We start from the raw sequence: 13,685 nt of genomic DNA, 5'->3' as shown, positions 1-13,685 counted from the left end.
GACTCGAGAACACCGCAGCGAGTCGTGAGCGCTCAGTCGTCGGTTTCCAGTTCGACCAGTTCGAGGGACCGGTCGAGGTGACAGACCTCGTGCGGCGGATCGCCGAGAATGTCCGTGATCCGGTACTCTTTGCCGAACGCGACGCCGTCCGGCTCGCAGTACTCGTGACTCGAACACTCGACGTACGGACAGGGACCGGGAAGGCTCGTCTTACTGCCGGCGAAGGCACCCTTCGACGTGATATTCGCACGGACGGTGGCAGGTTCGACCTCGACGGCGCGCACGCCGCCATCGTGCATGGCACACTCGAGCGTCTGGGCGTTTTCTCGGACGGACGTGACGCGGTACTTCGTTCCGACTGACAGGTTGAGACACTGACTGCGGTAGGGACAGCCCGCACAGGCGTCGGCTTCGCCTTCGTAGACGAACTCGGTTCCTGGCTCGGCCAGCCGGGAGCCGATGAGCGTAACAGTCGACATAGGAAATAGTAGTCGCCACCAGCTGTTAAGCGTCACGTCTGGAGCGCTACGAGCGGAGTCGACGTCGCACGCCAGTCGAAATGGATCAACACTCGCTCGTTTCGTCACCAGTGAGCTCGTCGAGCCGCTCGAAATACGCCTCCCGTGGAACCTGATACAGCGCTCGATAATCGATTTCGCCCGCGTCGAACCTCCCGGCGAGTTCGACGACCTCCTCGAGTGCGGCCGCTCGAGTCGAGAAACGCTGCGTCTCGTTCAGGGAGACGTCGGGCTCGAGATAGAGTGTGACGAACCAGTCCGAAGAAGCGGCTGTGTCGGCCGGATTGAGTCCGGGTCGCCGGGTCCGTTTGCCGTGAGTGAGATACAGCGTCGGCAAACAGGCGGCGGGAAACCCGTCTGCGTTGAAGACGTCGGGTCGGTAGGCGAGTACGAGACGTCCGTCTTCGCCCTGACTCCAGACGTCCCAGCCGTCGGGCAGGTTCGAGCGATCCAGGTGTCCTTTAGTATCCGAGTCCGACATAGCTGTGGATTGGACCGGGGGGCCTAAAGCGTCGTCGTCGGACGTGGGCGACTGGGAGCGGTGTTCGCACGCTCCGATCGCTGCCCTGTCGAACCAATTGACGGAAAATCGGCACACTGCGTTACTGTCGCGCGAGCAGTTGGACTGCGCGCACCAGCAAACGTAGGAATTGCAAGCCGTCAACTTATGTCGCCCCCACCCGAATGTGTGCCGTGATACCCATAATCACGATATAGTTCTGGCAGTATTTTGCCGGAATTAACTTCTGATAAATATCTTTTGGGGCTAAGGTTAAGTAGCTGGATTACTCACTCATTAAATACTATCGGTATCCGTTTGCCGGACCGATCCACTTCGCGCCCGTCCCCGGCGCACCGTTGCCCGAGACTCCGAACGATCGCGCAACGGACAGTGGTGAAAGATGACACATGACACGGCACGATAGACGCCGCCCGCAAAGGGTCACGCTCCCCGGGTGCCCGCTTGAGGAGCCTGACGGCCACGCCGCGTCCATATCGGGTGACGCGAGGCGACGGATTCCGACGGTTCGGCCACGAGACGCCTCGGTCGGTCGAACGACGTTCGCTTCCGCGTTCCGTGCGATCACGGACGACCGTATACGGGGCAACCCGAAACTGGCAGTGATACCATGACCGGTGACATCGAGACACTCGAGCAGCTCAGTACGGATTACAAGGAATCGATGCCCGCAGACCTGCGGGAAACCAAGTCCTTCGACTGGTACCTCGAAGAGGTATACGAAGACCCGAAGGTGGCCCGCAACGCCCACCAGCGCGTCGCGGATATGTTCGACTATTACGGCACCACCTACGACGAGACCGAAGGAATGGTCGAGTACCAGCTCGCGAGCGAGGATCCGCTGGGCGACGGCGAGAACACCTTCTACGGGAAGGTGATCCACCAGTCAATCCACGAGTTCGTCAACAAGGTCAAATCGGGTGCCCGACGCCTGGGTCCGGAACGACGGATCAAACTCTTGCTCGGCCCGGTCGGTTCCGGGAAGTCTCACTTCGACAAGCAGGTTCGCAAGTACTTCGAAGATTACACCCTCCGCGACGACGGACGGATGTACACGTTCCGCTGGACGAACCTCTGTGACGTCATCCAGGATCAGGATCCGGCCGACGATACCGTCCGGTCTCCGATGAACCAGGATCCACTCGTCCTCCTCCCCTTAGAGCAGCGCCAGCGGGTGATCGACGATCTCAACGAGAATCTCGATGCGCCGTATACGATCCAGAACGAACAGGCGCTGGATCCCGAAAGCGAGTTCTACATAGACAGACTCCTGGCGTACTACGACGACGACCTCCAGCAGGTGCTCGAGAACCACATCGAGATCGTCCGATTCGTCGCGGACGAGAACAAACGTCAGGGGTTGGAAACATTCGAGCCGAAAGACAAGAAGAACCAGGACGAGACCGAACTCACCGGCGACGTCAACTACTCGAAGATCGCGATTTACGGCGAAAGCGATCCGCGTGCGTTCGACTACTCCGGCGCGTTCTGTAACGCGAACCGCGGTGTCTTCTCCGGCGAGGAGCTGCTGAAACTCCAGCGGGAATTCCTCTACGACTTCCTCCACGCGACCCAGGAACAGACGATCAAACCAAAGAACAACCCACGGATCGACATCGACCAGGTGATCGTGGGCCGTACCAACATGCCCGAATACAAGGACAAAAAGGGCGACGAGAAGATGGAGGCGTTCAACGACCGCACCAAGCGGATCGACTTCCCCTACGTCCTCTCGTACGAAGACGAGGCCCAGATCTACGAGAAGATGTTGAACAACGCCGACGTCCCCGACATCAACGTCGAGCCGCACACGCTCGAGATGGCGGGGCTGTTCGGCGTTCTCACCCGTATCGAAGAACCCGACACCGAGACCATCGGGCTGCTCTCGAAGGCGAAAGCCTACAACGGCGAGATCGACGAGGGCGACGACATCGACGTCAAGAAACTTCGCGACGAAGCCGCCACGAAGGCCGAAATCGGGGAAGGGATGGTCGGCATTTCGCCCCGGTTCATCGGCGACGAGATCGCAGAGGCGATTATGGACTCGAAGCACCGACAGCGCGGCTTCCTATCGCCGCTGACGGTGTTCAACTTCTTCGAGGAGAACTTAGAGCATCACGGCTCGATCCCCGAGGAGAACTTCGAACAGTACTATCGCTACCTCGAGACGGTTCGCGAGGAGTACAGAGAGCGGGCTATCGAGGACGTTCGCCACGCACTGGCGTACGACATCGACGAGATCCAGCGCCAGGGCGAGAAGTACATGGACCACGTCATGGCCTACATCGACGACGACACCATCGAGGACGCACTCACCGGCCGCGAGCAGGAACCGGACGAGACGTTCCTGCGGTCGGTCGAGGAGAAACTCGACATCCCGGAAGACCGCAAAGAGGACTTCCGCCAGGAGGTTTCGAACTGGGTCTCGAGGCGCGCACGCGAGGGAGAAGCCTTCAACCCGCAGGACAACGAGCGCCTGCGCCGCGCCCTGGAGCGCAAGCTCTGGGAGGACAAGAAGCACAACATCAACTTCTCGGCACTGGTGTCGGCGAACGAATTCGACGACGACGAACGCTCGGCGTGGATCGACGCGCTGATCGAACAGGGCTACTCCGAGGAAGGCGCTAAGGAGGTGCTCGAGTTCGCCGGCGCTGAAGTCGCCAAAGCCGAGATGGAAGACTAATATGACCGGAGAGGACTACGTCACCGAGGCCAATCGCGCGCTCGAGGAGACCTACGAGGAACCGATGAGCCTCGCCGCGTACGTCGATCGGGTCTTCGAGAACCCGACCGTCGCCTCCCACGCCTCGAAGTACCTGCTCGAGGCGATCGAAGCTGCCGGCACTCGCACGGTGGTCGAGGAGGGCGAAGAAAAGGAGCGATACCGTTTTTTCGACGACCCGCAAAATGACGGCGAACACGCGATTCTCGGGAACACCGAGGTGCTGAACGGGTTCGTCGACGATCTTCGATCGATCGCCGCGGGACGCGCGAAAGACGAGAAGATAATCTGGTTCGAGGGGCCGACCGCGACCGGAAAGTCAGAGCTCAAGCGCTGTCTGGTCAACGGGCTGCGCGAGTACTCGAAAACGCCGGAGGGCCGCCGGTACACCGTCGAGTGGAACGTCACCACCGCCGAGGCCAGCGAGCGTGGCCTGAGTTACGGCGGTGACGCGACCGCCGGCGACGACCAGAACTGGTACGAGAGCCCCGTCCAGGCGCATCCGCTGTCGGTGTTCCCTCCCGAGGTCCGTGAGGACCTGCTCGCCCAGCTCAACGACGGTCTCGACGACCACGTCCCCGTCCAGGTGGACGCGCAACTCGATCCGTTCTCCCGGGAAGCCTACGACTTCCTGGAGGAGCGGTATCGCCGAGAGGGTGAGGACGCGCTGTTCTCGGCAATCACCGACGAGAACCACCTCCGCGTCAAGAACTACGTCGTAGACGTCGGCCAGGGTGTCGGCGTCCTCCACTCGGAGGACGACGGCCCACCCAAAGAACGGCTCGTCGGCTCGTGGATGCACGGGATGCTTCAGGAACTCGACTCGCGCGGACGCAAGAATCCACAGGCATTCAGCTACGACGGCGTCCTGTCGCAGGGCAACGGCGTTCTCACGATCGTCGAAGACGCCGCCCAGCACGCTGACCTGCTCCAGAAGCTGTTGAACGTCCCGGACGAGCAGTCGGTGAAGTTGGACAAAGGGATCGGGATGGACGTCGACACGCAGATGCTGATCATCTCGAATCCCGACCTCGAGGCGCAGCTCAACCAGCACGCCGACCGGAACGGGATGGACCCGCTGAAGGCGCTCAAGCGCCGGCTTGACAAACACCGGTTTGGCTACCTGACGAACCTCTCGCTCGAGACGGAGCTGATCCGGCGTGAGCTAACGAACGAGACGGAGGTCTGGGAGGCCGATAGCTACGAGGAGCTCGCAGAGCGGATCCGCGAGCCGGTGACGGTGACGGTCAAAGACCGCGACGGCGAAACGCGCGTTCAGGAGTTCGCGCCGCACGCGATCGAGTCGGCGGCGCTGTATGCCGTCGTCACGCGAATGGACGACGAGGACCTCCCGAACGGCCTCGACCTCGTCGACAAGGCGCTCATCTACGATCAGGGGTACTTACAGGAGGGCGACATCAGACGGGTGAAAGACGAGTTCGACTTCGACGACGACGGCACCGACGGTGACCATGGCGTTCCGGTAACGTATACGCGAGACACCCTCGCGGAACTGCTCCAGACAGACCGGGATCGCCACCACCCCGACCTGTCGGTCGAGGACGTCATCATGCCACGTGACGTGTTGAACGCTCTAGTCGAGGGACTGGCCGACGCGCCGGTCTTCTCGGCGAACGAGCGCTCCGAGTTCGAGAACCGCGTCGTCCCTGTCAAGAACTACATCTACGACCAACAGGAGAGCGACGTCATCGAGGCCATCATGCACGACAAACGCGTCGACGAGGAGACCGTCGCCGAGTACGTCGAACACGTCTACGCCTGGGAAACCGACGAACCGCTGCACAACGACCGCGGCGAGCGCGTCGAACCGGACCCGCTGAAGATGAAGCTTTTCGAGGTCGAGCACCTCGGACGGTTCTCCGAGGACGAGTACGAAGGGAACCTTCCCCGCGAGAGCGTCCGTAACTTCCGACGTGAGAAGGTGATCACGTCGCTGAACCGCCACGCGTGGGAACACCGAAACGAGGACTTCTCGGTCGAAGACGTCGATCTCACCGCAATCCCGGTCATCAAGACGGTCCTCGAGAGCCACGACTGGGACGACGTCGAGCGGACCTTCGAGGACTTCGACCCGCGCCAGTGGGACGATCCGCCGAACGGGACCGAGACGGCGACGGTGAAAGAAGACACGATCGAAACGTTGGTCTCCCTCTTCGGGTACACGGAGTCATCGGCCGAACTGACGAGCAGACACGTTATGGGGCAGGTGAGCTATAGATGGGACTGAGAGACGACCTCGACCGATTCCGCGAAGTCGGCGAGGAACGCCGCGAAGACCTGGCCGACTTCATCCAGTACGGTGACCTCGGTCAAAGCAGACCGGGGGAAATCAAGATACCGGTGAAGATCATCTCGTTGCCGGAGTTCGAGTACGACCAGCGCGACAAAGGCGGGGTCGGACAGGGCGAAGACGGAACGCCGGACACCGGTCAGCCGGTCGGCCAGCCACAGCCCCAGCCGGGCGACGATGACGGCGAAGATGGCGAACCCGGCGAGGAAGGCGGGGAACACGAATACTACGAGATGGACCCCGAGGAGTTCGCCGAGGAACTCGACGAAGAACTCGGACTCGACCTCGATCCAAAGGGAAAGAAGGTCGTCGAAGAGAAAGAGGGTCCGTTTACGGACCTCACGCGGACCGGCCCGAACAGCACGCTCGACTTCGAGCGTATGTTCAAAGAAGGGCTCAAGCGAAAACTCTCGATGGACTTCGACGAGGACTTCCTGCGAGAGCTCTGCAAGGTCGAGGGCATCACCCCGCGGGACGTCTTCGAGTGGGCGCGCAGGGAAAACCTCCCGGTGTCGATGGCCTGGGTCGAAGAAGCATACGCTGACGTTCCGGACGCGGAACGCGGCACGTGGGCCTCGATCCAGGAGGTCGAGGAAAACGTCGACCGCGAGAGCGTCCAGCAGAAGATCCGCCGCGAGGGGATCAGGCACGTCCCCTTCCGCCGCGAGGACGAGCGCTTTCGCCACCCGGAGATCATCGAGGAAAAAGAGAAAAACGTCGTCGTCGTCAACATCCGCGACGTCTCCGGTTCAATGCGTGAGAAGAAACGCGAACTCGTCGAACGCACGTTCACACCGCTCGACTGGTATCTCCAGGGCAAGTACGACAACGCCGAGTTCATCTACATCGCCCACGACGCCGACGCCTGGGAGGTCGAACGCGACGAGTTCTTCGGCATTCGAAGCGGTGGCGGTACCAAGATCTCGAGTGCGTACGAACTCGCCGCCCAGTTGCTCGAGGAGTACCCCTGGAGTGACTGGAACCGCTACGTCTTCGCAGCGGGCGACTCCGAGAACTCCTCGAACGATACCGGCGAGCGTGTAATCCCGCTGATGGAAGAGATTCCGGCCAACCTCCACGCCTACGTGGAGACGCAGCCGAGCGGGAACGCGATCAACGCGACCCACGCCGAGGAACTCGAGCGCCACTTCGGGACCGACGCCGACGACGTCGCGGTGGCGTACGTAAACGGAGAGTCGGACGTGACCGACGCGATCTACGACATTCTCTCGACGGAGGGTGATCGCGATGAGTAACGAACGCTCCTCGCTCCCATCGAACGAAAAAACCCCGATGGAACTCGAGAAACCCGGTGGTTTTCATGAGTAATACAGATAGATTCCGCAAACAGGCGATCGCGGCTGACCTCGAGGAACCGGTCGCCGAGGCTCGAAACCTCGCGACGAAGCTGGGGCTCGACCCATATCCGGTGAAATACTGGATCATCGACTACGACGAGATGAACGAACTCATCGCCTACGGTGGATTTCAGTCGCGATATCCCCACTGGCGGTGGGGGATGCAGTACGACCGCCAGCAAAAGCAGGGCCAGTACAGCGGCGGGAAGGCCTTCGAGATCGTCAACAACGACAATCCCGCACACGCCTTCCTCCAGGAGTCGAACACGGTCGCCGACCAGAAGGCGGTCATCACGCACGTCGAGGCCCACTCGGACTTCTTCGCGAACAACGACTGGTTCGGCATGTTCACCCGCGGCCAGTCCGACGAAGAACAGGTCAACGCCGCCGCCATGCTCGAGCGCCACGCACGAGCCATCGACGAGTACATGTCCGATCCCGACATCGACCGCGCTGAAGTCGAGAAGTGGATCGACCACTGTCTCTCACTCGAGGACAACATCGACCAGCATCAGGTGTTCAGCCGCCGCCACGACATCGAGGGACCGGCGGGCGATGGGATCGACGAAGATCTTGCGGCGAAACTCGACGAACTCGACCTCTCCGACGAGGTCAAAGGTGAGGTGTTTACCGAGGAGTGGGTCGAGAAACTCGAGGGGGAAGAGGGTGCGGTGAACTTCCCCGAGACACCGCAGAAGGACGTCCTGGCGTTCGTACGCGAGCACGGCAAACAGTACGACGCCGAGGCCGGGCGAGGGGTCGAAATGGAGGAGTGGCAGCGGGACATCCTCGACATGATGCGCGCCGAGGCCTACTACTTCGCCGCTCAGAAGATGACGAAGGTGATGAACGAAGGCTGGGCGGCCTACTGGGAGTCGACGATGATGACCGACGAGGCCTTCGCCAGCGATGACGAGTTCGTAAACTACGCCGACCACATGGCGAAAGTGCTGGCCTCCGGCGGTCTCAATCCCTACAGTCTCGGGATGGAACTCTGGGAGTACGTCGAGAACACGACGAACCGGCAGGAAGTCATCGAGCACCTGCTACGCGTCGAAGGCATCTCTTGGCGGAACCTCACGGAGGTCGTCGACTTCGACGCCGTTCTCGAAACGCTCGAGCCGCCGGCAGCGATCGAGACCATCACCCACGGGACACTCGATTCGCTCGAGGAAGTTCCCGACGAGTGGGTCGACCGCGAGGCGCTCGAGCAGGCTCGGAGCGGAGAGATCGACGTCGAAACGTACCCCTGGAAGGTGTTGACCTACGAGGGACTGGCTCGACGGCACTACTCGCTCGTCAAACGACAGAACCGCGGGTTCCTCGCACGCGTCAACCAGAACGAACTCGAGCGGATCGGTCGGTACCTGTTCGACGATGCCCGGTACTCGTCGGTCGAAGAGGCGCTCGAGGAGGTCGACTTCGCGACTGGCTGGGATCGGATGTTCGACGTCAGGGAGAGTCACAACGACGTCACGTTCCTAGACGAGTTCCTGACCCAGGAATTCATCACGGAGAACAACTACTTCACCTACGAACACTCGCAAGCGACCGGTCAGTTCCACGTTGCCAGCGACGCCGCCGAGGACGTCAAGAAGAAACTCCTCTTGCAGTTCACCAACTTCGGAAAGCCGACGGTCGCGGTCTATGACGGCAACTACAACAATGCGAACGAATTACTGCTGGGCCACCAGTACAACGGCGTCATGCTCGACCTCGGGAAAGCAAAGGAGACGCTCAGGCGGATCTTCGAACTCTGGGGCCGACCGGTGAACCTGCTGACGATCGTCAAGGAGGTCGACGAACACGATATCGAAGTCGCCAAGCGGCGCAACCGCGAGCCCGAACCTGAAGAGCGGGGGAAACTGATCCGGTACGACGGTGATTCGGTCACGACAGAAGACCTCTCGTGGGAGGACGTCGAACATCTGGCGGCCGACGACGTCGACTACGACACGAAGCCCGACGAGTGGCTCGCGTAGGTCACTCGACTCGCGGTACAGGGTCACTTGACTGGGTGTGACCGCTCCGAACTCCTGCGTGTGACCGTTTTCGCGGGTTTGTCCAGCCAGAACGCTTTTGCGCTGTCTCTCAGTAGACTGTCCCGCCGTCGTCGGTCATCAGGCGACAGCCATCTCCGCCTCTTGGAGCACCGGCGTGGATACGACCGCCGCGGGCTTCGGACGCTGGCGCGCATCTCGACACGGCGTCCGAAGAAGTCGTTCAGTCGGTGCCGGCCCGTGTCGAGACGCTGGCGGCGAACCCGACCGAACACGGTCGAGAGGTGCTGGAACGTTCGGTCGACTGGCGCAATCGGATGTGGCGATACCGTCACTCGAGACCGGGGACACCTCTGTACCGCCGCGATGACGTTCGAAGGCAGACCGGGTCTTCGAACCGGATGCTCGGTTCGGACCTCGAAAGAAACTACCTTGACCCTGGCGTCTCTTTCTGGTAGTATGGATTCTACTGACAGAGTCACCGTCGAAGACGTGATGTCCACGCCGCTGGAGACGATATCCGACGAAGCCACGGTAATGGAGGCCACGCAGCGAATGCGCGAGAAAGACATCAACGCGTTGGTGGTTCGGACCACGCCACAGGCGATCATTAGCAGTACGGACGTACTCGATGCCGTCGCTGACGGCCGGGACGTCTCGGATTTGCGGGTTGCTGACGTGATGACGACCGACGTCGAAACCGCGACTCCGGACCTCTACATGGAGGAGGTCGCTGCGATGATGACGACCTACGGCATCAAGCACCTCCCAGTCGTCGCCGATGACTACGTCGGAATGGTCTCCTCGACGGACGTCACGGCCCATCTCTCGTAGGCGGGGCCAGGCAAGACGTCACCTGCGGTCCGAGAAACCGGTCGCTGTAGTTGGGACTACGGACAACCATGTACAGACCGGATATTATGAGGTATGTTACCAATGGGCAAATATTTACCCGCCTGGACGAAGTCGACCCAAGAGGGCGAGGACCAATGAACGCTGAAGATCGCGAGCGTGGCGAGAGCGAAGAGCCAACGGACAATCTCACGTCCGACGGTACGGACCACCGTATCGTCCGGGAACTCTTGGACGACGGGAAGTCACTCGGCGACTGCGAGATAGCGTACTGTGCAGACGATGCGACCCACCTCGTCGTTCTCGATACCATGCGATCTGGACACCTGCGCGAATGGTACTGCGAATCGCACGTCGAGTCGGCCGCCGACGATGCTCGAGCCGATCCAACCAGAGATCTGGTATTCGGCCCGATCGAACTGGGATAACGAGCGTTCACCACGGACCCATCCGCTGTGACGATACGAGAGGACTGAACCGGAGCGTTCTCACACGTCTGGAACGAGAAGCGAACCAGATTCGCTACGTCACTTCCAAATTGCTTAGTACACATCGTTAAAACGATACCCTGGGTAGGTGCGGATTAGAACTGGAGTGAACGCGACCAGCGCAATTCTATTGGACAGGAATTACCCATGATCGACGGACTCGAAGCCCCAATCGATATTCTCCTGGTCGAAGACGACTCGGAAGACGCTCGCCACATCGTCCAGGCATTCTCCGATATCGACCTCGAAATAGCGGTCCGCGTCGTCACTGACGGAGCAGATGCGCTGCAACTCCTCTCGAATTGCGTCAACGAGCCGTCAGCACTGCCAGACCTCGTCTTGCTGGACCTGAATCTGCCGCGGCTGAGCGGCCTCGAGTTGCTCAGAGAGATCGGAGACGAACCGGTCCTTGCACGGCTTCCGATCCTCGTGGTGACGAAATCGGCGACCGTCGAAGACGTTCGGGAAAGCTACGAACTCGCCGCGAACGCCTACCTGACGAAACCGATGGATCCGGCCGAATACGCCGAATTGGCCGAGGCAATCGCTGACTTCTGGTTACGGCGTGTCGCGCTCCCGACGAGTACACCGTAAGCCGTTGCAGTGCGACGACGACGCGTGCGGTTCCCGACATCCCCCCCTTTCATGCGAACGGACAACGCACGTACGGTATGGAAGCGACGAACGAGTTCGACGTGGACTTCGACGGAACCGTCGCGGTGATCACCGGTGCAAGCGGCGCGCTCGGCAGTGCCGCCGTCGAACGATTCCTCGAGGCCGGTGACACCGTCTGTGCCGTCGACGTGATCGAGCCGACCGACGAGGATAGCCTGCTCGATATCGACCCGGACGACGAACCGGCGCTCGCCTTCTACGAGGCGGACCTGACCGACGAGGACGACGTCGCGGGTCTCGTCGAGCGCGTCGTCGACGATCACGGCCGGATCGATCACCTGTTGAACATCGCAGGAACGTGGCGCGGCGGCGATCACATCGAAGCGACCGCGCTCGACGAATTCGACTTTCTCGTAAACATCAATCTGAAGACGACGTTCCTCGCTTCGAAGCACGCACTCCCTCACCTTCAGGAGACACGTGGTGCGATCGTCAGTGTCAGCGCGCGCTCCTCGCTCGAGGGCGGCGAGGGCGACGGCCCCTATCGAATCACGAAGGCTGGCATCCGACTTCTGACGGAGACCCTCGCGGAGGAGAACCGCGGGACTGTGCGGGCGAACTGCGTGATGCCGAGCGTGATCGACACGCCGATGAACCGTGAGATGATGCCCGACGCGGATCACGATACGTGGGTCGACCCGCTCGAGATCGCAGACGTGATGGCCTTCCTCTGTAGCGACGGGGCTGCAGTGACCAGCGGCGCGGCCGTGCCGGTGTACGGGGAAGCCTGACGCTCGTTGCGAGAAGAAGCGCAGATACTCGGCCGCGATTCGCCGCTCGGTTAGAGATTCGTGCTCAGCCACTCGGCGAAGCCGCCGGTCAGGAACGACCAGTAGTCCAACGCGTTCAGCGCGACCAGCACGATCAGCGCCAGGACGACCGGGACGCGGACGAACCAGAGCCACGCCCGACCGAGCGATCCGACGTTTCTAATCCCTTTGCCGATTTCGTCGATCGCGAGGTCAGGAACGACCCAGCCCACGAAGACCGACAGCAGGAGGCCGCCGAGCATGAGCAGGATGCTGTTCGCGAAGCCGTCGTAGAGGCTGACGAAGATGAGGTCGAGTGCCGCGGGAACCCCGACGAGAAACATCGCCACACCCAATGCGGCCGTCGCGGGAACACGGCTGATGCCGTGTTCGTCGATCAAATACGCGACGACGACCTCCATGATGCTGATCGCACTCGAGAGGGCGGCGATTGCGACGGTCGCGAAGAAGACCGCACCGAGGATCCCTCCGAGGGGCAGTTCGGCGAACGCCGCGGCCAGGCTCACGAAGATGAGCGCCGGCCCGGACGCGCCGGGTTCGATTCCCGCGGCGAACAGGATCGGAAACGCGATCAGCCCGGCCGTGAAGGCGATGAAGGTATCCAGGGTCGCGATGATACCCGCGTCCGACGCCATGTTTCGATCCTCGCCGAGATAGGACGCGTACGTAATCATCACACCCATCCCGAGCGAGAGCGTGAAGAACGCCTGTGCGGCCGCCGCCGGAAGAATCGTCGTCCAGTTTTCGGCGATCGTACTGATCTCCGGCGTGAGGTAGTACGCGTATGCTTCGCCTGCCCCCTCGAGCGTGAACGCGTATGCAGCGAGACCGACCGAGATGATGATGATGGCCGGCACCATGAACTTCACCGACAGTTCGATCCCGCGCTCGATGCCGAAGGCGACGATCACGATGACCGCCGCCATAAAGAGCGCGTGCAGGAAGACGGCATCGAGCCCACTCGCAGCCTGGCCGAACTGAGCGGGTGCGGCATCGGCGGAATAGTCCCCTTGCAGGCCGATGAGGACGTATCTGAGCGTCCAGCCTGCGACGACGCTGTAATACGAGAGGATGACGAACCCGGCCGTCACGAACACCCAGCCGATTTTCGTCCACGCACCGCTGCCGATTCGTTTCAGTGCCCCTACGGGATTCCGTTCCGTATGTCGGCCGACGACGAATTCGACGAGAATGACCGGAAAGCCGACGCCGATAATCAACAGGAGGTATATAATTAAGAAGGCCGCTCCCCCTTGTTCACCTACCTGATATGGAAACCGCCAGATGTTTCCTAACCCTACTGCGCTCCCGACCGCAGCAAGGATGAAGCCTGTTCGCGTTGCCCATGATTCCCGTTGTGCCATACCCCTCTTTTTCAAAACAAGTACTATATAACTTTTTGTGGACGTTCCATCAATTGCCGGGGATGAGTTATTGATTGTGATAGAGTTACGGAATCCTTTTCCAGTTG

11 protein-coding genes are annotated in these 13,685 nt (G+C 61.0%); 8 read left to right on the top strand and 3 right to left on the bottom strand.

Translation table 11 applies throughout. From position 1 onward, the window contains the following. Positions 1 to 32: 32 nt before the first annotated feature. Together NJU76_RS15435 and NJU76_RS15430 are read right to left on the bottom strand one after the other, a co-directional pair. Positions 33 to 479: a UPF0179 family protein gene (locus NJU76_RS15435; protein WP_254530226.1), complete on the bottom strand. Its 447-nt coding sequence runs from the start codon at positions 477 to 479 to the stop codon at positions 33 to 35. Between the two features lie 85 nt (positions 480 to 564). Continuing rightward, positions 565 to 999 (bottom strand): DUF5820 family protein, encoded by a 435-nt coding sequence (locus NJU76_RS15430; protein ID WP_254530224.1) that lies wholly within the window; start codon positions 997 to 999, stop codon positions 565 to 567. A 649-nt stretch (positions 1,000 to 1,648) separates the two neighbouring features. Here NJU76_RS15430 and NJU76_RS15425 point away from each other — a divergent pair. From NJU76_RS15425 to NJU76_RS15390, 8 genes are all read left to right on the top strand, one after another. Next, positions 1,649 to 3,721 (top strand): PrkA family serine protein kinase, encoded by a 2,073-nt coding sequence (locus NJU76_RS15425; protein WP_254530222.1) that lies wholly within the window; start codon positions 1,649 to 1,651, stop codon positions 3,719 to 3,721. Between the two features lies 1 nt (position 3,722). After that, the gene (locus tag NJU76_RS15420; protein ID WP_254530220.1) at positions 3,723 to 6,008 is read left to right on the top strand and encodes a PrkA family serine protein kinase; all 2,286 of its coding nucleotides are present in this window, start codon (positions 3,723 to 3,725) and stop codon (positions 6,006 to 6,008) included. Next, entirely contained in the window at positions 5,999 to 7,327 is a 1,329-nt protein-coding gene (locus NJU76_RS15415; protein ID WP_254530218.1) for a YeaH/YhbH family protein, read from the top strand. The genes NJU76_RS15420 and NJU76_RS15415 overlap by 10 nt, the downstream gene beginning before the upstream one ends. A 65-nt stretch (positions 7,328 to 7,392) precedes the next feature. Further along, positions 7,393 to 9,411 (top strand): SpoVR family protein, encoded by a 2,019-nt coding sequence (locus tag NJU76_RS15410; RefSeq protein WP_254530216.1) that lies wholly within the window; start codon positions 7,393 to 7,395, stop codon positions 9,409 to 9,411. Between the two features lie 477 nt (positions 9,412 to 9,888). Next, positions 9,889 to 10,263, top strand: coding sequence for a CBS domain-containing protein (locus NJU76_RS15405; RefSeq protein ID WP_254530214.1), 375 nt, complete (start codon positions 9,889 to 9,891; stop codon positions 10,261 to 10,263). Positions 10,264 to 10,418: 155 nt separating this feature from the next. Next, entirely contained in the window at positions 10,419 to 10,709 is a 291-nt protein-coding gene (locus tag NJU76_RS15400; RefSeq protein WP_254530212.1) for a hypothetical protein, read from the top strand. Between the two features lie 207 nt (positions 10,710 to 10,916). Continuing rightward, positions 10,917 to 11,363 carry a response regulator gene (locus tag NJU76_RS15395; protein WP_254530210.1) on the top strand — a complete coding sequence of 149 codons (447 nt, stop codon included), beginning with the start codon at positions 10,917 to 10,919 and terminating at the stop codon, positions 11,361 to 11,363. Between the two features lie 77 nt (positions 11,364 to 11,440). Further along, positions 11,441 to 12,175, top strand: a complete 735-nt coding sequence (locus tag NJU76_RS15390; RefSeq protein WP_254530208.1) for an SDR family oxidoreductase — start codon at positions 11,441 to 11,443, stop codon at positions 12,173 to 12,175. 50 nt (positions 12,176 to 12,225) lie between these two features. On the opposite strand, the gene NJU76_RS15385 is transcribed toward NJU76_RS15390, so the two are convergent. Beyond that, the gene (locus NJU76_RS15385; RefSeq protein ID WP_254530206.1) at positions 12,226 to 13,578 is read right to left on the bottom strand and encodes a sodium-dependent transporter; all 1,353 of its coding nucleotides are present in this window, start codon (positions 13,576 to 13,578) and stop codon (positions 12,226 to 12,228) included. Positions 13,579 to 13,685 lie beyond the last annotated feature (107 nt).

Origin of the sequence: Natrinema gelatinilyticum, from assembly GCF_024266705.1 — an archaeon.
Taxonomy (GTDB): Archaea; Halobacteriota; Halobacteria; order Halobacteriales; family Natrialbaceae; genus Natrinema; species Natrinema gelatinilyticum.
This window is presented reverse-complemented; position numbering and strand designations above follow the sequence as displayed.